Genomic DNA, 21,553 nt, shown 5'->3' on the forward strand with positions numbered 1-21,553 from the left:
CATCCGAACGGGGCGGTCCCGAAAGACACAGGAGGCGCGATGCGGGGCGACGACGAGGAGATCACGCTGTTGCCGGATCTGGCGGTCCGGCCGCTCGGCGGTTCGGTGATCTGGGCGAACGACGAATTCTTCGCGGACAAGGAGAATCTGATCAGCCCCGGTCCCGCGCAGTACCAGCCATCCAGTTTCGGGCACAAGGGCCAGATCTACGACGGCTGGGAGACCCGCAGGCATCGCGGCCGACCGGGCGACGATTCCGCGATCGTGCGGCTCGGTGTGCCGGGCGTGATCCGCGGCATCGTCGTGGACACCGCGTGGTTCAAGGGCAACTACCCGCCCGCCGTCTCGGTGTCCGCACTGGAGATCGAGGACTATCCGCCCGCGGAGAGCATTGCCGCGCGCGACGATTGGGTGCTGCTGGTCGATCGCTCCCCGGTGACGGGCGACAGCCGCAACCTGTTCGCGGTAGAGAACGAGAAGCGCTGGACACACGTGAAGCTCACCATGCACCCCGACGGCGGCGTCGCCAGGCTGCGGGTGCACGGCGAGGGGCGGCCCGATCCTCGCCTGCTCGGACTCGGCCCGCTCGATCTGGCCGCGCTGGAGAACGGCGCGCTGGTACTGGACTGCTCCAATCGCTTCTACAGCTCGCCCAACCACATGCTGTACCCCGGCAACGCCCGGTCCATGGGCGAGGGGTGGGAGACCGCCCGCCGCCGGGACGACGGCAACGACTGGGTGCGCATCCGGCTGGCCGGACCGGGACTGATCCGGCTCGCCGAACTCGACACCTCCTACTTCCTGGGCAACAGTCCGGGCGCGGCTCGGCTCACCGGCCGCACCAACGACGGCACCGAGCTGGAGCTGCTGCCCCGCACCGCGCTGCAACCCGACACCAGGCACCGGTTCCCGGTCGCGCCGATGGCGGCGTCCGTGGAAGAGGTGCGCCTGGATATCTACCCGGACGGCGGGCTGGCGCGGCTGCGCCTGTACGGCGAGCTCGGCGCATGAACGAGCGGAAGTCGATACCGCGCATCGCGTCTGCCGGATTCGAGTGTCGGGCAGGTGCAGTGGTGAGGCATGTGCAAGGGCGGGTGGTGGAGTGTCGGGCAGGTGCAGTGGTGAGGCATGTGCAAGGGCGGGTGGTGGAGCGTCGGGCAGGCGCAGTCGGGTGCAGCGGGGCCCGAGGGTGGCGGCGGAGTGTCGGCGGCGACCCGTCGTGAGCGGCCAGGTGCGAAGGCGGCAGCGGAGCGTGGATGAGGCGCAGTCGTGAGCAGGCAGGACCGCGGGTGGCGGGACGTAACAGTCGAAGGCGCAAGAGATTTCGTCGGTTACGGCCCGAACCCGCCGGACCCGCGCTGGCCGGGTGAGGCGCGGATCGCGGTTCAATTCGTGCTGAACTACGAGGAGGGCGGCGAGAACAACGTCCTCGACGGTGACGAACACGCGGAGACGTTTCTATCGGAGATGACGCCTGCGGAAGCGTTCCCGAACCGTCATATGAGCATGGAGTCGCTCTACGAATACGGCTCCCGCGCCGGGCTGTGGCGGGTGCTGCGCGTCTTCGAGCGACGCGGGTTGCCGCTGACGATCTTCGCGGTCGCCCGCGCCGTGCAACGCAATCCGGAGGCGGTGACCGCCTTCCGTGAACTGGGCCACGAGATCGCCTGCCACGGTCTGCGCTGGAAGTCCTACCAGCTCACCGACCGGTCTACCGAACGCGCGCACATGGCCGAGGCGGTGCGCATCCTGACCGAGCTGACCGGCGCGGCGCCGATGGGCTGGTACACCGGCCGCGATTCCCCGCACACCAGGGAATTGGTGGTGGAGCACGGCGGTTTCGTCTACGACGCGGACTCCTACGCCGACGACCTGCCCTACTGGATGCGCGTGCGCGGCCGCGACCACTTGGTGGTTCCCTACACCCTGGACACCAACGACATGCGCTTCGCCTCACCCGCAGGCTTCCCCACCGGCGAGCAGTTCTTCGTCCACGTACGCGACGCCTTCGACGTCCTCTACCGCGAGGGCGCCGAAGGCAGCCCGAAAATGCTCTCGATCGGCCTGCACTGCCGCCTCATCGGCCGCCCCGCCCGCACCGCCGCCCTGGAACGCCTACTCGACCACATCCAGTCCTACGACCAGGTCTGGATCACCCGCCGCATCGACATCGCCGACCACTGGCGCGCCACCCACCCACCCCCTTCCTCCTCCGATGATCCATGAGTGGCACAAGGCTGTGGCAAAACGCGAGTAAGGCTCTCGCTGATGTGCCACTCGTGAGCCGAGGTCGCGGCGTGGGTCGGGCCGGGCGCGTCATGGTGGACTCAGCGCGGCCCGCATCGGCCGGGGATGCCTTCAAGGGGCGTTCGGAGTTAGCTGCGGGGGTCGCGGGGCCGAAGGGTGACCATCTCGATGTCGCGCCGCTGCGCCGGTCGCCGGTGCGCATCGTTCCCGCCTGTGGGCGCGCCACACCCCGGCAGGTCTTCGATTATAAGGCGGCACAGGAACTCGCTGCCCTGTGCGGCGAGCCGGTGGTGGAATTCCCCGGCGGGCATAACGGCAACCTGACTCACCCGACCGCGTACGCCGCCAGGGTGTGCGAGATCTTCGGGGAGCCGGAGTAGGCGTGCGTACCGCCTCGCGGGCGGGCCTCCGCGTATCGGGCCCGCTCGCCGACGGGTGGCCTGGCCCACACGATGGGCACCTGCCAGGACTTGTGAAGGTGCTCACAGTGCGGAATGCCGGGCCCGGCCGAGGCGGGGCCGCCCGTCGATCGCTAACAGTACGAGCGTTACGCTAAAACCCCACGTCAGCGCTACCGGCTAGTAGATTGCACCTTTGCAATTTGGTGGCAAATTTTGCAGAGTTAGCAAAGGCAGCCGAAAACCTAGCTCAGATTCACACTAACAACAGGTAGACGGCTATTTCTTCGTGTGCCATCGTGTGGAAGTACACCCCAAGGGCCTAGCAAGCCTGCAAATTGCCGCTCCAGCAGTACGAGCTGCCTCGTAGCTCGACCGGGCGGCATGGACCGAACTAAGAAGTGGAGTCACAGATGTCGACCACCGGCACCCCGAGGACCGCCGCGGAAATCCAGCAGGATTGGGACACCAACCCCCGCTGGAAGGGCGTCACCCGTAACTACAGCGCGGAGCAGGTGTCGAAGCTCCAGGGCACCGTCGTCGAGGAGGCCACCCTCGCCCGCCGCGGCTCGGAGATCCTGTGGGATCTCGTCAACAACGAGGACTACATCAACTCCCTCGGCGCCCTCACCGGCAACCAGGCGGTCCAGCAGGTCCGCGCCGGTCTGAAGGCCATCTACCTGTCGGGTTGGCAGGTCGCCGGTGACGCGAACCTGTCCGGCCACACCTACCCCGACCAGTCGCTGTACCCGGCCAACTCGGTTCCGTCCGTGGTCCGCCGCATCAACAACGCGCTGCTGCGCGCCGACGAGATCGCCAAGGTCGAGGGCGACACCTCCGTCTCCAACTGGCTGGCGCCGATCGTCGCCGACGCCGAGGCCGGCTTCGGTGGCGCGCTGAACGCCTACGAGCTGCAGAAGGCCATGATCGCCGCCGGCGCCGCCGGTGTGCACTGGGAGGACCAGCTCGCCTCCGAGAAGAAGTGCGGCCACCTGGGCGGCAAGGTGCTGATCCCGACCCAGCAGCACATCCGCACCCTGACCTCCGCGCGTCTGGCCGCCGACGTCGCCGACGTGCCGTCGGTGATCATCGCCCGCACCGACGCCGAGGCCGCCACCCTGATCACCTCGGACGTGGACGAGCGCGACCGTGAGTTCCTGGACGGCACCCGCACCCCCGAGGGCTTCTTCGGTGTGAAGAACGGCATCGAGCCCTGCATCGCGCGTGCCAAGGCCTACGCGCCCTACGCCGACCTCATCTGGATGGAGACCGGCGTGCCGGACCTCGAGGTCGCGCGCAAGTTCGCCGAGGCCGTCCGTAGCGAGTTCCCGGACCAGCTGCTGGCCTACAACTGCTCGCCGTCCTTCAACTGGAAGGCCCACCTGGACGACGCGACCATCGCGAAGTTCCAGCGTGAGCTCGGCGCGATGGGCTTCAAGTTCCAGTTCATCACCCTGGCCGGCTTCCACTCGCTCAACTACGGCATGTTCGACCTGGCCTACGGCTACGCCCGCGAGGGCATGACCGCCTTCGTCGACCTGCAGGAGCGCGAGTTCAAGGCCGCCGCCGAGCGTGGCTTCACCGCCATCAAGCACCAGCGTGAGGTCGGTGCCGGCTACTTCGACACCATCGCCACCACCGTGGACCCGAACACCTCCACCGCGGCGCTGAAGGGCTCCACCGAAGAGGGGCAGTTCCACTGAGTCGCGCCTCCGCGCGGCGTGTCCGCGGCCCTGTGCATCTCGCGGGCCGCGTACGACGCTCGATGGCCTCGCGTGTGGGTGGTTGCGTAAGCAGCCGAACTCATGAGCGGATGCCTACAACTGGTGCTCGCTAGGGAAGTGAGGTTCCCGACGTGAATACCGACATTCCTCTACTCCGGTAGGGGTGTACTGCCCTCCCCGCTGAACAGCCCCGGCGGGGAGGGCATCCCTATACCTTGGACCATCGAAGGGCGCGCTCACACCGGAGCGACACCTTCGCAGACCAGCCACCCCAGAGCCAGACAACCCAGCAGGAGCGGGACGTGAGCAGCGAAAAGATCCAACGCGTCGGCATTATCGGCGCCGGCCAGATGGGCGCAGGAATCGCGGAGGTGTGTGCCAGGGCGCACGTCGATGTGCTCGTGTTCGAGCAGACCCGGGAACTGGCCGCGGCCGGTCGCGCGCGCATCCTCCGGTCCCTCGATCGCGGCGTGAGCAGCGGCAAGATCACCGAGCGCGAGCGCGAACAGGCCGCCTGGCGTCTGCGATTCACCTCCGACCTCGGCGACTTCGCCGACCGCCAGCTGGTGGTCGAGGCGGTGCTGGAGGACGAGAAGGTCAAGACGAGCATCTTCGCCGAACTCGACAAGGTCGTCACCGACCCCTCGGCCGTGCTGGCCTCCAACACCTCGTCCATCCCGATCATGAAGATCGCGGTCGCCACGGCGAACCCCGAGCGCGTGGTCGGCATGCACTTCTTCAACCCGGTCCCGGTGCTGCCGCTCGTCGAGCTGGTCACCACGCTGAAGACCAGCGAGTCGGTCTCCGTACGGGCCGAGGCATTCGCCGGTGAGGTGCTCGGCAAGCAGGTCGTGCGCTCGGCCGACCGCTCGGGTTTCGTGGTCAACGCGCTGCTGGTGCCGTACCTGCTGTCGGCGATCCGCATGGTCGAGTCCGGCTTCGCCACCAAGGAGGACGTCGACAAGGCGATGGTGCTCGGCTGCGCCCACCCGATGGGTCCGCTGGCACTGACCGACCTGGTCGGCCTGGACACGGTCAAGTCGATCGCGGACTCCATGTACGGCGAGTTCAAGGAGCAGCTGTACTCGGCTCCGCCGCTGCTCATGCGCATGGTCGAGGCGGGACTGCTCGGCAAGAAGACCGGCGCGGGTTTCTATCAGTACAGGGCCTGATCTGCGGCGCCGCGTGTTCGCGGCCCCTGGGTGTTTCGCGTCCGAGCGTCCGCTGCTCGCGCCTGCGGCGCATGCGCAACGGACACTCGGACGCGAGATGGGCCGCGAACGGTGCTCGTAAAACTCGCACTCGACGGGGCGGGAAGGCGAGAACCTCGCGATTGCTGTCGAAGTGCGCCGAGGCAATGGCTCGCTGCGGTGGCCGCGGCGCTGCCCGACCTCGATGCGGAGTCGAGCAGAAGTAGGTGTTGCCGAGCCGGTGACGGCAATCGGCATAAGCTGCACAACGACCGGGCCATGTCGACGGCTCGGCTGGGTATCCACAGCGCAGTGCCGGATCGACCCGTCGATCTCGGCGGGCCGTGCAGGTGATCGAAAGAAGGTATCCCGCTCATGGTGAACGTGACCGACGGCTACGGGTCGAGCATTCTCGGCTATCCCAGGATCGGGCCGCACCGCGAGCTCAAGCGGGCGCTGGAGGCCTACTGGCACGGATCGCTCGACCGCGAGGAACTGCTGGCGGTGGGTCGCGAGATCCAAGAGACCCAGTTCAACGAACTGGCCGCCACCGGCCTGACCCAGGTGCCGGGCAACACCTTCTCGTTCTACGACCACGTGCTGGACAACGCGCTGCTGTTCGGTGCGGTGCCCAGGCGCTTCGAGCCCTACCGCGACGGCCTGGACCCGCTGGACTTCTACTTCCTGATGGCGCGGGGCCGTCCGGATCTGCCGCCGCTCGAGCTGGTCCGATTCTTCGGCACGAACTACCACTACCGCCAGCCGGAAGTGGACGCGGGCACCGAATTCTCGCTGCATCCCGAGGCGTTGCTCGACGAATTCGACCGAGCGAAGGCGGTCGGCATCGAACTGCGGCCGGTGGTGCTCGGCCCGGTGTCGCTGCTGCTGCTGTCGAAGGCCGGGCACATCCCCGGTGAGTCCGGCGGATTCGACACCCTGAGCCTGCTGGACAAGCTGCTACCGGTCTACGAGGAATTGTTCGAGATCCTCGCCAAGCGCGGCGCCACCTGTGTGCAGCTGGACGAGCCCGCGTTCACCAGCGAGCGCACACCCGCCGAGCTGGCCGCGTTCGAGGCCACCTATCACCGGCTGGGCAAGGCTCCGCTGCGCCCGCGCATCCTGGTCACCGGCCAGTACGGCGATTTCGGCGAGGCGCTGACCATCCTCGCGAGCACCAACATCGAGGCGATCGGCCTCGACCTGGCCAGCTTCCGGATGCGCCCGGAGGATCTGGCCGAGGTGCCCGGCATCCGCCGCAAGCGCCTGTACGCGGGCGTGATCAGTGGCCGCAACGTGTGGCGCGCGGACCGCTACGTCGTGCTGGAATACCTCAACGAACTGGCCAAGGTGTGCCCCGACCTGGTCGTCTCGACCGGGACCACGCTGCTGCACGTGCCCTACGACCTGCTGATCGAGTACGACATCGAGGGACACGTCGCCGACCGGCTCGCGTTCGCGAAACAGAAGGTGGGCGAGGTGGTCTCGCTCGCCAAGGCGCTCACCGAAGGCCCGTCGGACAAGTGGCGCAAGCGGCCCACCGAAGTGCACTTCAAGCAGAAGCACGCGGTGCGGCAGCGGGTCTACGCGGTCACCCCGGACATGCGCTCGCGGGAGCCCTATGAGGTGCGCCGGGAAGCCCAGCAGCGCAAGCTGAACCTGCCTCCGGTGCCCGCGACCACGCTCGGCTCCTTCCCGCAGACCGCCCGCATCCGCCAGGCGCGCTACGAACTCGGTGAGGGCCGGTTGTCCTACGAGGAGTACCGCAAGCGGATCGAGGCCGAGATCGAGGCGACCATCCGGTTGCAGGAGGACATCGGCCTGGACGTGCTGGTGCACGGCGAGCACGAGCGCAACGACATGATCCAGTACTTCGCCGAGCTGCTCGACGGCTTCGCGACCACCCGCTTCGGCTGGGTGCAGGTGTACGGATCCCGCTGTGTGCGGCCGCCGATCATCTACGGCGACGTGGCGCGCCCGGCCCCGATGTCGGTGGAGTGGATCAGCTACGCGCAGTCGCTCACCGACAAACCGGTCAAGGGCATGGTCACCGGGCCGGTCACGATGATCGCCCGATCCTTCGTCCGGCAGGACCAGCCGCTGCACGAGACCGCCGATCAGGTGGCGCTGGCCATCCGCGACGAGGTGGTGGATCTGGAGAAGGCGGGCATCGCGATCATCCAGGTCGACGAGCCGGCGATCCGGGAGATGCTGCCACTGCGCCCGGAGGGCCGCGCCGAGTACTTGCGCTGGGCGATCGGCGCGTTCCGGTTGGCCACCTCCGGGGTGCGAGCCGAGACACAGATCCATACCCACATCGGTTACTCCGGCCGCGCCGAGGTGGTGGAGGCGATCGAGGAACTCGACGCCGACGTCACCGCCATCGTGGCGACCCGCTCGATCGAGTGGGTGCTGCGGGCGCTGAAGGAAGACTGCGCCTCCGGACACGGACTCAGCCACGGCGTCGGCCCCGGCGTGTACGAGAGCCGGTCCGCGCGCATCCCGGACATCGACGAGCTGGACGAATTGCTCACCGCGGCAGCCGAAGCAGTGACACCGCAGCGATTGTGGGCCAATCCGGACGGCGGTCTGAAGACCCGGCACTACTGGCAGCTCGAGCCGTCGCTGCGCAATATGGTCGCCGCCGCGCGCCGCATCCGCAGGCGAGTGGAATCCGCCGACTAGGCGCCACCGCGCACCGAGGGCCGTCTCCGTTCGACCGAACGGTGACGGCCCTCCGCCTTTCGCCGCCCATTTCAGTTCAGTACGTACTGTATTGTTTCGAGTATGCACATCGACGACAGCTGGCCGGACGCACTGCGCGTCGTGCAGGTCCGGATCGCTCGCCCCACCGACCGGCTCGACGAGGTGGTGCGCTTCTACGTCGAGGGGCTCGGCCTGCGCGAGCTCTACCGATTCCAGAACCACGCCGGTTACGACGGAATGATGCTCGGTTTGCCCGGGGCCGGATACCACCTGGAATTCACCACGCATGTGGACGGCAGCCCCGGCGACGCGCCGAGCGAGGAGAACCTGCTGGTGCTCTATTTCGCGAGTGAGTCGGACCTGTACGACGTGGCACAGCGGCTCGGTGAGTTCGGCGTCGAACCGGTGCCCGCGGAGAATCCGTTCTGGGCGGCCAACGGCGGCTTGACCTTTCCCGATCCGGATGGCTGGCGGGTCGTCCTGATGCCGCGGCCGGTCTTCTGATGGCGGGACGAACCCGCGACGACCGCATCGACGCCGCGGTGCTCGACGCCGCGCGCGAGCTGCTCGACGAGGTCGGGTACGCCGACCTGTCCATCGGCCAAATCGCGGGCAGGGCGGGCCTGCACCGTCCCGCGATCTACCGTAGGTGGCCGTCGAAGCGGCACCTGGTGGTCGACGTGGTCGCCGGTCTGCTCGGCCTGCAACCGACCCAGGACACCGGTGACCTGCGCGCCGACCTGACCCGCGCCATGCGTGATCTCGTCGCCGCACTGCGCGACACCTCGCTGCACCGCGTGCTGCCCGCACTGGTCGCGGATCTGGCGGGTGACGAGCGGTTGCGCGCCCACTTCCTGGCCACGGTCTTCGAACCGCGGCGGCGGACCACCGCCACGGCGCTGCGCTCGGCCATCGCGCGCGGCGAAGTGGATCCCGGCATCGACCTGGATTTCGTGCTGGACTCGGTCGCCGCGCCGATCTACTACCGCGCGTTGTTCGGACATCTGCCCTTGACCGACGAACTCGCCGAACAGTCGGTCGCGGCGGTGCTCAGCGCGATCTCCCGCTGACGGGGGGCAGTGCGCTCAACGTGGCGAGCACGTCGGTAGCGGCATCGGCCACCGCGTCCGCCTCGGCGATGGCCAGCGCGGCCGCGGTGGCGGCCCGCACGCGCGGCAGCAGCGCCAAGCAGGCCGCGGCCGCGGCGCGGTCGGCCGTTGTGATTTCGGCGTCGTCCTCGGCGGCGGATTGCCATGCCGCGGTGGCGATCACCTCGTGCAGCCAGTTGAGCAGCTCCACGCGCAGCGGTTGCGGCTCGCGCAGCCAGGCGCGGGCGTAGGTCACCTCGGTGCGCTCGTGCAGCAGGGCGCCGAGGACGACTTCGGTGGCGGGCGCGGTGACGGAGTAGATCGACCCCTGGTGCAGGACGGCGGAGAACAGGAAGACGACGCCGCGCACCTGGTCGTCGACGTCCGCGCCGATCAGATCGGCGAGGATGGCCGGAGCGTCGCCCGCGGACCCGTTGGCGTGCGCCAGCTCCGCCCAGTCCGTCTCGTGCAGCACGGTCGCGGCGCGTTCGTGATAGGTCGGCGCGAGCGCGGCCGCCGCACGGGTGCGGGCTTCGGCATCCGCCGAATCGAGCGCACGCTGGAAGGCCGCCAGCGCCACGTCCGGCTCGCCGAGCCGCTCGCTGAACACCCCGACTTCGAAACTGGCCCGCGCGGCGATTACGGGATCGTCCGATTCCGCCATGGTCCGGCTGACCTCCCTGGCTCCCGCCCAGTCACCCGCCTCGCCGAGATGCTGGACCAGATCGCCCGCGACGACGAGCGCCTGATCCGCGGGCCAGCCGTCGATGACGGCGCGATAGGCGGCCTGCACACCCGCCAAGTCGTCCTCGGTGCGCAGGAGGTAGGCCAGGTTGGACAGGGCGAGACGTGCGATATCGCCGGGCCCGGCGTCGATGGCGTGCTGGTAGGCCGTGCGCGCCGCGTCCGAGTCTCCGCGCTTGGCCCGCGAGTAGCCGAGATTGATCCAAGCCCGGGGTGCGGCATCGGTATGGCCCGACGCGGCGGCGCGCTCGTACATCGCTTCGGCCGCCGCGGTGTCGCCGCGCTCGGCCAGCAGCAAGCCGAGGTTGTAGGCCGCGCGCGGCGCCGCGTCTTCGTGGCCGGAGTCGACCGCGACGTGGTAGGCGCCTTCCGCGGCCGGCTTGTCACCCGACGCGCTGAGCAGCCCGCCGAGCTCCGCGGCGGCCAGCGGCGCCCAGTTCGGATGGCCGGAGGCGATGGCGATCTGGAACGCCTCGCGCGCGGCCGCCACGTCGTTGCGCCTGCGGTGCATCTTGCCGAGGTCGAAGGCCAGGTCCGGCGGCCGCTTCAGCATTGTTCCCATCCAGCCTCGGCACCGAATGGTGCGAATCGTTTCCGAGAAGTTGTACATCGGCGCGCGATCCCTGGCTACCCATGGTGTGGGATGCGCCGGTCACCGGCCCCGGGTTCACTCCGCGGGCGGGTTGTGGCGGCCGGCCAGGCGAAGGGTCAACTGTCTGGCGAACTTTCGCCGCCGCCTGGGCGGACCCGAACGCTCGATGTCGGCCTCCACCTCGGCCGGGACGTCGTAGCGACGGATATAGGCGCCGGCGAACGCCTGTACCGTTGCGGTGACCGGGATGGCGAGCAGTGCGCCGGTCGCGCCGAGTAGCGCCGCGCCCGCCAGTACCGCCCCGAACGCGACGGCCGGGTGCATGTCCAAGGTGGTCGCGGTGATGCGCGGTTGCAGCACGTAGTTCTCGAATTGCTGGTAGAGCAGGATGAACCCGAGAATCCACAGCGCGGTGCTCGGGCCGTGCACCAGCCCGACGATCACCGGCAGCGCACCGGCGAGATAGGTGCCGACCGTGGGGATGAACTGGGAGACCACGCCCACCCACAGCGCTAGGGCGAACGCGGACGGCACGTCCAAGATCCGCAGCATCACGTAGTGCGCCAGCGTCGAGACGAGCGCGAGCAGTGCGCGGGAATAGATGTAGCCGCCGGTCTTGTCCACCGCGATGTCCCAAGCGCGCAACACGTGCCGCTGGCGTCGCGGCGGCAGCAGCGAACAGACGGCCGTGCGGATCCGGGGCCCGTCGGCAGCGAAATAGTAGGTGAACAGCAGGATGCCGAGGCCCTGGAAGAGTGCGCCGAGTGCGGCGGTGCCGATGCCCCAGACATTGCCCGCCAACCCGGTGAGGTATCCCTCCAGGGTCGAACTCCAGTCGGTGGCGTACTTCTGGATGTCGGTGCTGGACAGATCCTGATGGAAGGTGTGGTTGATCCACTCCACGCCCCGGTCGGCGTATTCGGGGGCGTTCTTCACCAAGGTGGTGACCTGCTCGACCAGCAGGGCGCCCAGCGTCCAGAGGAAGCCGAAGACGAGGGCGGTCAGGACGAGGAACACCAATCCGGTCGCGGGACCACGCCGCATGCCGCGCCGTGCCAGCCAGTTCACCGCGGGTTCGATCGCGAAGGCGAGGAACAGCGAGACCAGCAGAACCGTCAGCAGGCCCCGCAGCCGCTCGAGCACCCAGAAGGCCGCCAGCAATCCGGTGATCGTCGCCGCGGCGAGCAGGAACGCGCGCGGCAGCCACGGCGGCATGCCGCGGGCGCCGTCGGCGGCTGGCGTCTCGTCCTCGTCCTGCACAGGCACACCGCCAAGGTACCCACGCCGCGACCGGTTGACGGCCGGACATCGCCGGGCCGCGCCGGTACGGCGAGCAGGCTCACATGGTCGAGACGTCGATGACGAACCGGTAGCGCACGTCGCTGGCCACGACCCGGTCGTAGGCGCCGTCGATCTCGTCAGCGGCGATCAGCTCGATCTCGGCGCCGATGCCGTGCTGGGCACAGAAGTCCAGCATCTCCTGGGTCTGCGCGATGCCGCCGATCGTCGAGCCCGCCAGCGAGCGGCGGTACCCGGCGAGGTTGAACGGTTTGACGCTCATCGGGTGCTCGGGGAGACCGAGGATCACCAGCGTGCCGTCCAGGTTCAGCAGGCGCAGGTAGTCGTCGATGGGCAGGTTCGCCGACACGGTGTTGAGAATGAGGTCGAACCGGCCGCGCAGCTCGCGGAAGGTCTGCTTGTCGCTGGTCGCGTAGTAGGCGCTCGCGCCGAAGAGCTTGCCGTCGTCCTGTTTGCTCAGCGAATGGCTCAGCACGGTGACCTCGGCGCCCATGGCCGCCGCGAGCTTCACCCCGACGTGGCCGAGCCCGCCCATCCCGATGATCGCGACCTTCTTGCCCGGTCCGGCCCCCCAGTGCCGCAACGGCGAGTACACCGTGATGCCCGCACACAGCAGCGGCGCGGCCACATCCAAGCCGATGCTTTCGGGGATGGCGACCACGAAGTTCTCGGTCACCACGATCTGGGTGGAGTAACCGCCGAGGGTGTGCCCGCCGGGCTGCACCGCCGGGTCGACCGTGCTGTTGTAGGTCATCGTCGCGCCCGCGGTGCAGTACTGCTCCTCGTCGGCGAGGCACGGCGCGCAGACCCCGCAGGAATCGACCATGCATCCGACGCCGACGCGGTCGCCGACCTGATGCCTGGTCACCGCGGCGCCGACCGCGGCGACCACGCCCGCGATCTCGTGGCCCGGCACGCAGGAATAGCGGGTTCGGCCCCACTCGTTACGGGCGGTGTGGATGTCCGAGTGACAGATGCCCGCGAATGCGATGTCGATCAGCACGTCGCGCGGACCCAGGTCCCTGCGTTGGATCGTGACCTTCTCGAACGAGCCATCAGGGGTGGGCAGGGCGTAGGCGGCGGCTGTGCTCATGAGGACATGCCTACCGTCGCATGGGTGCGATTGCCAACTGTGACACGAAAAAGACCCGCTCACGGCATATTTTTCGGCGCGGTCCCCGGATCGGTGATCTTCGGCGGCGTTCTCCGGCGACAATGTATTCGGTGAGCGGTTCGGCCGAGGCGGGAGTGCCATGGACGATCAACGGCAGCAGTGGACCGGGACGCGGCGCGCGCCGCGTGGGGGCCGGGTGCTCGTGCTGGCCGTCACCCTCATGCTCGCGGTCGCCGCGTTTCTCGGATATCGCGGCGAAATGGCGGATCGCGATCGGCCCGGCCCCGCCGGGACCGCGGCCACGGTCGCATTCGCTCCGCCCGAGGCGCTGGACCCCGGGCTCGTCACCGCGGCGGTGCGACCGGCGCTGGTCAACATCAATGCCTCGACCGAGCGGTCCGGACCCGGCGCGGCGGGATCGGGCATCGTCCTCACCGCCGACGGCGAGGTGCTGACCAGTCATCACGTGGTCAAGGGCGCGGACACCGTGACCGTCACCGACGTGGGCAACGGCAAGGTCTACGACGCGGAGGTGCTCGGCTACGACGCCGAGGCCGACATCGCGCTGCTCGACCTGGCCGCGGCCACCGAACTGCCCACAGCCACCATCGGCACGTCGGCGGGACTGCGCGTGCGCGAGGAGGTGCTGGCCATCGGCAACGCGGGCGGGACCGGCGGTACGCCGACCGCGGTGCACGGCCCCCTCACCGATCTGGACAGCGCGATCGTGGCGGTCAACGCCGCCGATCTGTCCCGCAAAGCGCTCAGCGGAATGCTGGAGGTCGCGGCGGCGGTCACGCCGGGCCAGTCCGGGGGAGCCCTGGTCGATAGGAACGCCTCCGTGGTCGGCGTCATCGCCGCGGCGTCGGGCGACGGAGCGCGTGCGGCCGATCATCCGGCGAACGGCTACGCGGTACCGATCGACGCCGCGATGCGGGTGGTCCACCAGATTCGCTCCGGCAGTCCGACCGACACCGTGCACATCGGACCCACGGCCACGCTCGGTGTGCTGGTCTCCAACGCACTGCCGGTCGGTACCGGCGCCCGCGTGGACGCGGCGCTCTACGGCATGCCCGCCTATGCCGCCGGTCTGACCTCCGGTGACGTGATCATCTCGATCGACGACCGCGCCGTCACCAACGCGCAGTCCCTGCGCAGCGCGCTGAACACACACAAGCCCGACGACACCATTCGATTGGGCATCACCGGCGCGAGTGGCCGGCGCACGGTACCGGTGACGCTGGTCGCGGGCCCGCCGAACTGACTCGGATCAGACCAGCGACAACCAGTAGTCCTGGAAGCGCAGGAACACCAGCAGCAGCACGACCGCGAAGAACAGCGCGACGATGGTCCAGCGCCACTCGGCGAGCACGCCGAGCGGACCCCGGGAACGCCCCCACAGCTGATCGGTGCTCACCGCGAGCAGCGGCGTGATGATCGCCCAGACCACCATGCAGTACGGGCACAGCGCGTTGATCCGGTACAGACTCTCGAAGATCAGCCAGCAGATGAAGCCGAGCCCCAGCAAGTTGCCCAGCCACAGTCCGCCCCAGACCCAGCGCGGGAAGCCGACCCCGGCCACCGACAACGCTGCCAGCGTGACGACCACCGTGAACCCCACGACGCCGATCAAGGGGTTGGGGAACCCGAAGACCGCGGCCTGGTCGGTCACCATCACCGACCCGCAGGACAGGATCGGGTTGATGCTGCACGACGGCGTGTAACCGGGATCGGTGAACAGCTTGAACCGTTCCACGGTCAGCGCCACCGCGGCCAGCCAGCCGGCCAGCCCGCCGATCAACAGGACCCAGGCGGCCCGGGGCCCCGCGGTGATCATTGCCCCGCGGCGGCGCTGATCACGGGGGCGAGAGCGCCGGTGCCGAAGATGTCTTGGCTGGACTCGATCTTCTTGCCGTTGACGAACACCGAGGGGGTCGACTGGATGCCGCTTCCCAGCACTTCCTTGGTGTTGGCTTGGATGTACTTGTCGTACTTGTGGTCGGTGATGCACTGGGCGACCGCGTCGTCGGTGTAGCCGGCGCTCTTGGCGATCTGGACCAGCTGGTCGTCGGACAGACCCGCGCCGCCCTCCGGCGGCTGCTGCGCGAACATCGCCTTCAGCCAAGCCTGGTACTTCGACGGGTCGGCCTCGGCGACGCAGTAGGCGGCGTTGGCCGCCCGCGAGGAGTACCGCGTGGTGGAGGCCTTGTCCAGGAAGGCGATCACGTTGTATTCGACGACCGCCGTGCCGTTGGTCACCGCGTCTTCGAGCACCTGTCCGTTGGCGGCCTCGAAGGCCTTGCAGGCGGGGCACTGCAGGTCGGCGACGACGCGCACGGTGACCTTCGCGTCCGGCTTCCCGATCCGGACGGCGCCGTTGTCGGTGATCGAGGCGGGCACGGCGCCCGCGTTCGTGGTGCCCGTCGCCGCGATGGACGGGGTGGGGCCGGGATCGTCGTTGCGGGCCTTCTTCACCGCGATACCGATGCCGATCGCCGCGATCAGCGCGACGAGCACGGCGGCGACAGCCACCTGGATCAAGATCTTGCGGTTGCGGTCGGAGCGTTCCGCCGCCAGCAGCGGGTTCGACTTCCCACCCTGGTTTTTGCTCACCGTGCGCTCACCACGCCTTTCGCTCGCCGGACGGTTCCTGCCGCCACGATCGTAGATGCGCAGGCCACCTGCCCGCGTGATCGGCCCACAGTGGTCATCATGGTCGGCTTACCTGAGAGATTCCGAAACATTCGTCCCGCCACCGGTGATACCGGTCCTCTCACGCCGGAGGCGGCGTTGTCCGGCGCGGCGTGAGGCCGGTGAGGATCAGATCCACGGACTCCCGAGCCAGGCCGGGCGGCAGCTCACCGCCCAGTTGTGTGACGTGCAGATGGACCAGGCCGCCCAGCGTCAGCATGATCAGCCGGGGGTCCACCGTCGCCGCCACGTCCCCGCGGGCGATGGCCCGCCGGACGATCTCCTCCGACGACGACAGCCGCCGGAACCAGAACTCGCGCCGGATCGCCTCCACCTCGGGGTCGGCCTCGGCGGTCACGGTGCCGCGGATCAAGCCCCCGCCCGAGGGAGTTTCCGCGAAGCGGATCAGATCGCTCATGAACCGCTCCAGATCGCCGCGCAAGGACCCGGTGTCCGGGAGTGGGATCTGTTCGCCCACCCGCGACAGCAATGCGTCCAGGAGCAAACGGGGCAGCGATTTCCACCGTCGGTAGATCGAGGTCTCGTGCACACCCGCGTCCGCCGCGACATCGGCGATCCGCACTCCGCCGATGCCGGTCGACTCGATGCGGGCCAGCGTCGCATCGAGCACGGCCTTCTGTAACCGCGCACCGCGGATCTGTGCGGGGGAATCACCCATGCGGCGATTATCGCAAGTGCTCTTGCGTTCCTCGGTCGCGGAGCCCTAGCGTGGATATCGCAAGTCGACTTGCGATAGAAGGTGAGAGTGGCATGGAGCATGGGTTGGCGCCCTCGGGACGCTGGCGTGGCGAGGCCCGCGGTGCGGTCGTGATATTCCGCGGAATTCCCTACGCGCGGGCCGAGCGGTTCGGCGCCCCGGAGCCGGTCGCGGCGCACGACGGGGTGTACGAGGCGACGCGCCGGTACGCCATCGCACCGCAGTTGCCGGGACGACTCGAGGGAGTGATGGGGCGGGCGGACGCTCTGCAGCAGTCGGAGGACTGCCTCGCGCTGACCGTCACCACCCCCGTCGGCGCCGAACCGGGCAGCTGCCCGGTGCTGGTGTGGTTGCACGGCGGCGCCTACCTCGCGGGCAGCGGGCAATGGAATCTGTACGACGCGGACCGGCTGGTGCGGGAGACCGGCGTCGTGGTGGTGTCGGTGAGCTACCGGCTCGGCGTGCTGGGCTACCTTCGCGCACCGGGCCTCTGCGCGGGCAATCTCGGTCTGCGCGACCAGATCGCGGCGCTGCGGTGGGTGCGGGAGCACATCGCCGAGTTCGGCGGCGACCCGGAGCGTGTCACCGTGGCGGGACAGTCGGCGGGCGCGCAGTCGGTCGTCGCGCTGCTGGGGATCGCGGAGGCTCGGCGGTTGTTCGCCCAGGCGATCGTGCAGAGCGCGCCGTTCGGCGTCGGTTTCCAGAGCCACCGGCGGGCCGAGCGGGTCGGGGCGATGTTCCTCGCCGAACTCGACGCCGATCCGCGCACCGCTCCGGTGTCCGACTTGCTCGCGGCGCAAGGACGAACGGTCCGCCGGATGGCCGGACCCGCCGCGCTGAACGCCGCGCCGCCCTTCTTGCCCGTGGCCGATGCGGGCCCTCTGCCCGACGAGCACGCCTGGCGGCAAGCGGTACGAGACGCGGCCACCGCTGTGCCGGTGCTGCTCGGGTGCACGGCAGAGGAGTCGCGAGCGTTCTACGGCGGCCCGCATCCGGTCTTCGGCAGGTTACGGCGACTGCCGGTGACGGGCGCCCGGCTCGACGCGGCGGTACAGCACCTCATCGGACGAAAGGCATTCGAGCGCGGGCTGTTCCGTTTCGCCGACGAATTGGCCGATGCCGGGGCGCGCGTGTACTGCTTTCGGGTGGGACGGCTCCATCCCGCGAATCCGTACGGCGCCTGCCACTGCATCGATCTGCCACTGCTGTTCGCCGACGGGGACGCCTGGCACACCGCTGCGATGCTGGCGCCCCTGACGGCGGCGGAGATCGACGCGCTCGGCCGCCGCACCCGCGGCTATTGGGGCGAATTCGTGCGCACCGGACGGATCGATGACACCGGCTGGACGCCGCACCGGTCGGGCTCGCGCACCGTCGGGCAGCTGCCCTGAGCGGGCATGCGCTCCGACCAGCGCTAAGCCTGCGCCAAGCGCCGCTTCTGCTGCTCCACATCGAACGTCGGCAAGGGCCAGTCGAGCCGCAGCCGTTCCAGGGCCGCGATCAGCAGTTCGGTCACCGCGAGCCGGGAGAACCACTTGCGATCGGCGGGCATCACATGCCAGGGCGCGTACTCGGTGGACGTGCGGTCCAGCATCGCCTGGTATGCCTCCTGATAGGCGGGCCAGTACGCGCGCTCGTCGATGTCGGCCGGGTTGAACTTCCAGAATTTGTCCGGGCGTTCCAGCCGCTCGGCCAGCCGCCTCTTCTGTTCGTCGAGCGAGACGAACATGGCCACCTTCACCAGCGTGGTGCCCTCGTCCACCAGTTCCCGCTCGAACGCGTTGATCTCGTCGTAGCGTGGCTCCCACACCGTCGGGGGCACCAGGTTGTGCACCCGCACCACGAGCACGTCCTCGTAGTGCGAGCGATCGAATACGCCGAGCTGACCCGCGCGCGGCAGCGCTTTGCGGATGCGCCACAGATAGTGATGGCGCTGCTCCTCCTGCGTCGGCACGCCGAACGCGGCGTGGTCGACGCCTTGCGGGTCGACCGAACCGATGACGTGCCGGACGATGCCGCCCTTGCCCGCGGTGTCCATGCCTTGCAGGACCAGCAGCACGCTGCGCCGTTCACCGGACCGGCCGTTGGCGTACAGCTTCTCCTGGAGATCCGACAGCACCTGGCTGCGTTCGGCGAGCAGGGCGACGCCCGTCTTCTTGCCACCGGTGAACCCCGGCGTCCCCGAGGTGTCCAGCTCGGCTACTCGCAAGCCGTCGGCTTTCATGGCCTCGGCCGGACACACCGTCCACTGTTCAGGCATAGTCCTCACCCTAACCACGCGGTCGTTCCGCCCGGTCACACTTGCGCGAGCCGCAGCAGCTGGGTGGCGAACTCCTCGTCCGACACGGGGGTGAGGATGAGATCGTGCGCGGTGGTGAGCAGGTAGCGACCGTCGCCGGTGAAGTCCAGCCAGGTGCGATGGCGGGTGGGCGGGGACATCGGATTCTCGGGCTCCACCGTGACGGTGATGAAACCGCGTCCGTCCACCGGCTTGCGCAGTGTTTGGCGGAATTTCGCCGCCCCGCGATGTCCATTGGTGACGAACGGCTCGGTGCGGTCCGGACTCAGCACGGCGTCCTGCGGCTCGCGCATCGGGGCGAGCTTGCCCGGCCGCGCCGAACCGATGATCTGCACCAGGCGTTCGCCCACGGCACGGGCATGGCACATCTGTACGGTCACCCGGTCCGGGGTGGCGACGAGGATGCCCGCGTGGTTGTGCACCACCGCGGCGAACGCGAGAATCCGTTCGGCCTCGGCGTTGTCCCCGTCGCGCGCGAGCGCGGAGCGTTCGCCGGAGACGGTGATGGTGGTCGCGTCGTTGCGCGCGCAGAGCATCAGTGCGGCGGCCAGGTCGGGGTCGGCTTGCCGGGCGAAGCGCTGCGGCAAACGCAGGGCGTGGTACTCCGATTCGGTCCGCGCCGTGGCCGAGGGGACTATGTTGACCGGGTAGGGCCTACGGTCCAGGCTTGTTTCGTTCGTCCAGACATGCGTGAACTCGTCCGGGGTCAGCACCCATTTCACCGCGCGCCGCCTCCACGGACGGAGTTCGGATCGCCGGATGCGTTGTCGGCCGCCGAACCTTCGTGCGGCCGGGGGAATCGGGGAACGCGGTCGCCGGTGGCGGGCATCGTCGGGGTATAGACGTAGGTCATCGTGTCCCGGACATCCGCCTCGATGTCTGCCGCCGCACTATCGTGTTCCATCCTACGTTTTCCACCGTAAACCGCCTCGGCGGCCGGGTCCGCCAGCGGCCGATACCGCTGCGGCGGCGCGATCGCGCCCCGGACCGTTTGCGCGGCATCGCTATTCAACTCCATCAGCCGAGCGACCGCCCGACACACGTCGTGCGCGTCTCCGCCCGCGCGGACGAACTGCCTGGTCGCGCCCACGGCGGCGTCGGCTGCCCGGCCGGACCAGCGCGCGAATTCCCGGTTGGTGGCATCGGAGAAGGCTTGGAACGCTTCGGCCACCGCGGCGGCGTTCGCCTGCCATGCCTCGGCGATACGGCCGAGCGCCGCCGGGTCGAGCGGTTCGTGCACCAGATCCCAGATCTGCTGATGGGTGTAGGCGCCGAACAGTTCCCGATCCGGCGCGTAGGCGGGATCGGTCGCCCCGTCGCTGAATCCGGCCAGCTCCTGCCGGATATCGTCGGCGGCGGCGCGTGCCGCGGAGTCTGCCATCCGTCGTCCCCCTCAGTCGGTCCCGGCGCGCGGGTGCGTGTTCACCTGGGCTCCAGGTAATCGGCGATCAGCCGCAGTGCGGCCTGATTCGCCGCTTCGGCCTCGGCCAGCCGGTTGGCCGCGGCGAGATACGCGGCCTTGAACAGCAGCGCCGTCTCTTGGAACGCGGCCAGGGTGTCCAGGTACTGACGTCCTTTCGCGGCGAAACCGCGGGTCAGGCCGTGGCCGGTGGGCAGGTCGGGAAAGCCGGTCACGTCGGTGACGAGGTGTTCACCGGCCATCGCGCGACCCAGATCGTCGACCAGTTTGTCGCACGCGGCGGCGAGGTTCTCCGCGACCGCGGTATCCAGCTCGAACTTCTCGCCCCCGCCCGCGCCGATGGCCGCCGCGTACAGCTCTCGCGCCGTCCCCTGTCCGGTATCGGGTACCGCCACCTGGAAGCCCCCTTCCGCTCGGTCCTGTTCGTACCGCGCTGTACTGGATCCGCACTTTACCGGTCGGTACAGCGCGCCGTACCGCCTCGGTCCGGGCTTGTGTGGAGGCCCCGGTGCCCGGATCCACCGTTGTTACACTGACCAGCGGTCCGAGGGGCGGTGTTCGCAGGGGAAGGCGACCGGTGGCCGAAAACGACGACGTAGTCCCGAAATACCTGCAGATCTCGGGACATATCCGCGCGCTGATCGAACGCGGCGAGCTGGCGCCCGGCGCCGAGGTGCCGTCGGAGCGGGAACTCGCCGCACGCTGGAAGGTGGCCCGGCCCACGGCCGCCAAGGCGTTGAACACGTTGCGCCAGCAGGGGATCGTCCGGTCCCGCCGCGGATCGGGCACCTATGTGGCCGAACGGCCTGCGCTGCTGCGGGAGAGCGCGCCCCGATACGGAACGCCCGCGCCAGAAAGCCGGTCGGTCACCGTACTGTGCGCAGCAGTGGTGGAAGGACCGCGGGAGGTCACCGACGCGCTCGTCCTACCCGTTTCGAGCTCGGTGATTGTGCGAAAAACGTTGTGGGTGGGCATATCCGGATCGGTCGAATTGACCACCTGCTGGTACCCGGGCGGTTTCGCCGGAACCGCCGCCCTGCTGCTCGAATCCGAGGTCGTGCCCGGCGGAGTCGCACGGTATCTGGAAGCCGCGACCGGACGTGCCGCCACGGTCGTGCGCGAGAGCGCCGGCGCTCGGCTGGCCACCGAGGACGAATGCCGCCACCTCACGCTTCGGCACCCGGCGGCGGTGCTGGTCGTGCGCCGCACCTGCTCGGACGCTCACGGCGTCCCGCTCGAGTATCGCGAGACCGTCCACCCGCCCGGTGGATGGACCATGTCGCATGAGTATTCGGCCAGCTCAGCGGCCGATTTCCGCCGTTGACA

General features: G+C 69.0%; 21 protein-coding genes. 11 read left to right on the top strand and 10 right to left on the bottom strand.

Going from position 1 to position 21,553, the window contains the following annotated elements; translation table 11 throughout:
• Positions 1–39 precede the first annotated feature (39 nt).
• The 8 genes from alc (at position 40) to ACFU5M_RS06195 (ending at position 9,332) form a co-directional block, all read left to right on the top strand.
• Positions 40–1,011 carry an allantoicase gene (alc, locus tag ACFU5M_RS06160; RefSeq protein WP_379044557.1) on the top strand — a complete coding sequence of 324 codons (972 nt, stop codon included), beginning with the start codon at positions 40–42 and terminating at the stop codon, positions 1,009–1,011.
• Positions 1,012–1,269: 258 nt separating this feature from the next.
• Positions 1,270–2,226: an allantoinase PuuE gene (puuE, locus tag ACFU5M_RS06165; protein ID WP_379044560.1), complete on the top strand. Its 957-nt coding sequence runs from the start codon at positions 1,270–1,272 to the stop codon at positions 2,224–2,226.
• Positions 2,227–2,318: 92 nt separating this feature from the next.
• Positions 2,319–2,627, top strand: a complete 309-nt coding sequence (locus tag ACFU5M_RS06170; RefSeq protein WP_379044563.1) for a hypothetical protein — start codon at positions 2,319–2,321, stop codon at positions 2,625–2,627.
• A 431-nt stretch (positions 2,628–3,058) separates the two neighbouring features.
• Entirely contained in the window at positions 3,059–4,348 is a 1,290-nt protein-coding gene (aceA, locus tag ACFU5M_RS06175) for an isocitrate lyase (protein ID WP_379044566.1), read from the top strand.
• A gap of 323 nt (positions 4,349–4,671) precedes the next feature.
• Positions 4,672–5,541 (top strand): 3-hydroxybutyryl-CoA dehydrogenase, encoded by an 870-nt coding sequence (locus ACFU5M_RS06180; protein WP_379044569.1) that lies wholly within the window; start codon positions 4,672–4,674, stop codon positions 5,539–5,541.
• 393 nt (positions 5,542–5,934) lie between these two features.
• Complete coding sequence (gene metE, locus ACFU5M_RS06185) at positions 5,935–8,241, top strand: 5-methyltetrahydropteroyltriglutamate--homocysteine S-methyltransferase (protein WP_379044572.1); 2,307 nt, start codon at positions 5,935–5,937, stop codon at positions 8,239–8,241.
• 102 nt (positions 8,242–8,343) lie between these two features.
• Complete coding sequence (locus tag ACFU5M_RS06190) at positions 8,344–8,766, top strand: VOC family protein (protein ID WP_379044575.1); 423 nt, start codon at positions 8,344–8,346, stop codon at positions 8,764–8,766.
• Positions 8,766–9,332, top strand: a complete 567-nt coding sequence (locus tag ACFU5M_RS06195) for a TetR/AcrR family transcriptional regulator (RefSeq protein ID WP_379044578.1) — start codon at positions 8,766–8,768, stop codon at positions 9,330–9,332. The genes ACFU5M_RS06190 and ACFU5M_RS06195 overlap by 1 nt, the downstream gene beginning before the upstream one ends.
• On the opposite strand, the gene ACFU5M_RS06200 is transcribed toward ACFU5M_RS06195, so the two are convergent.
• The 3 genes from ACFU5M_RS06200 to ACFU5M_RS06210 all read right to left on the bottom strand — a co-directional run bounded on the left by ACFU5M_RS06200 (position 9,313) and on the right by ACFU5M_RS06210 (position 13,078).
• A complete protein-coding gene (locus tag ACFU5M_RS06200; protein ID WP_379044581.1) occupies positions 9,313–10,656 on the bottom strand; it encodes a tetratricopeptide repeat protein in 1,344 nt (447 codons plus the stop codon). The two genes, ACFU5M_RS06195 and ACFU5M_RS06200, sit on opposite strands and share 20 nt — an antisense overlap.
• Before the next feature lie 105 nt (positions 10,657–10,761).
• Positions 10,762–11,952, bottom strand: a complete 1,191-nt coding sequence (locus ACFU5M_RS06205; RefSeq protein WP_379044584.1) for an AI-2E family transporter — start codon at positions 11,950–11,952, stop codon at positions 10,762–10,764.
• A 73-nt stretch (positions 11,953–12,025) separates the two neighbouring features.
• Positions 12,026–13,078: an NAD(P)-dependent alcohol dehydrogenase gene (locus tag ACFU5M_RS06210; protein ID WP_379044587.1), complete on the bottom strand. Its 1,053-nt coding sequence runs from the start codon at positions 13,076–13,078 to the stop codon at positions 12,026–12,028.
• Between the two features lie 160 nt (positions 13,079–13,238).
• Here ACFU5M_RS06210 and ACFU5M_RS06215 point away from each other — a divergent pair, with 160 nt between their 5' ends.
• Positions 13,239–14,363, top strand: coding sequence for a S1C family serine protease (locus ACFU5M_RS06215; protein WP_379044590.1), 1,125 nt, complete (start codon positions 13,239–13,241; stop codon positions 14,361–14,363).
• A gap of 6 nt (positions 14,364–14,369) precedes the next feature.
• Here ACFU5M_RS06215 and ACFU5M_RS06220 read toward each other — a convergent pair whose 3' ends face one another.
• From ACFU5M_RS06220 to ACFU5M_RS06230, 3 genes are all read right to left on the bottom strand, one after another.
• Entirely contained in the window at positions 14,370–14,936 is a 567-nt protein-coding gene (locus tag ACFU5M_RS06220) for a vitamin K epoxide reductase family protein (RefSeq protein WP_379044593.1), read from the bottom strand.
• Positions 14,933–15,712, bottom strand: a complete 780-nt coding sequence (locus tag ACFU5M_RS06225; protein ID WP_379044596.1) for a DsbA family protein — start codon at positions 15,710–15,712, stop codon at positions 14,933–14,935. The genes ACFU5M_RS06220 and ACFU5M_RS06225 overlap by 4 nt, the downstream gene beginning before the upstream one ends.
• 160 nt (positions 15,713–15,872) lie before the next feature.
• The gene (locus tag ACFU5M_RS06230) at positions 15,873–16,469 is read right to left on the bottom strand and encodes a TetR-like C-terminal domain-containing protein (RefSeq protein WP_379044599.1); all 597 of its coding nucleotides are present in this window, start codon (positions 16,467–16,469) and stop codon (positions 15,873–15,875) included.
• A gap of 92 nt (positions 16,470–16,561) precedes the next feature.
• On the opposite strand from ACFU5M_RS06230, the gene ACFU5M_RS06235 reads away from it, so the two are divergent.
• Positions 16,562–17,899 carry a carboxylesterase family protein gene (locus ACFU5M_RS06235; RefSeq protein ID WP_379044602.1) on the top strand — a complete coding sequence of 446 codons (1,338 nt, stop codon included), beginning with the start codon at positions 16,562–16,564 and terminating at the stop codon, positions 17,897–17,899.
• A 23-nt stretch (positions 17,900–17,922) separates the two neighbouring features.
• Here ACFU5M_RS06235 and ACFU5M_RS06240 read toward each other — a convergent pair whose 3' ends face one another.
• Genes ACFU5M_RS06240 through ACFU5M_RS06255 form a run of 4 tightly spaced genes read right to left on the bottom strand, consistent with a single transcriptional unit; the run spans position 17,923 to position 20,622 of the window.
• Positions 17,923–18,768: a polyphosphate kinase 2 family protein gene (locus ACFU5M_RS06240; RefSeq protein ID WP_379044605.1), complete on the bottom strand. Its 846-nt coding sequence runs from the start codon at positions 18,766–18,768 to the stop codon at positions 17,923–17,925.
• Between the two features lie 35 nt (positions 18,769–18,803).
• Positions 18,804–19,529, bottom strand: a complete 726-nt coding sequence (locus ACFU5M_RS06245; RefSeq protein WP_379044608.1) for an ESX secretion-associated protein EspG — start codon at positions 19,527–19,529, stop codon at positions 18,804–18,806.
• Positions 19,526–20,188: a hypothetical protein gene (locus ACFU5M_RS06250; RefSeq protein WP_379044611.1), complete on the bottom strand. Its 663-nt coding sequence runs from the start codon at positions 20,186–20,188 to the stop codon at positions 19,526–19,528. Before ACFU5M_RS06250 ends, ACFU5M_RS06245 begins: the two co-directional genes overlap by 4 nt.
• Positions 20,189–20,229: 41 nt before the next feature.
• On the bottom strand, positions 20,230–20,622 hold the full coding sequence (locus tag ACFU5M_RS06255; protein WP_379044614.1) for a hypothetical protein: 393 nt from the start codon (positions 20,620–20,622) through the stop codon (positions 20,230–20,232).
• 182 nt (positions 20,623–20,804) lie between these two features.
• Between ACFU5M_RS06255 and ACFU5M_RS06260 the strand changes: the two genes are divergently transcribed.
• Entirely contained in the window at positions 20,805–21,551 is a 747-nt protein-coding gene (locus ACFU5M_RS06260) for a GntR family transcriptional regulator (protein WP_379044617.1), read from the top strand.
• The last annotated feature ends 2 nt before the right edge of the window (positions 21,552–21,553 follow it).

The organism is Nocardia sp. NPDC057455, assembly GCF_042802775.1.
Taxonomy (GTDB): domain Bacteria; phylum Actinomycetota; class Actinomycetes; order Mycobacteriales; family Mycobacteriaceae; genus Nocardia.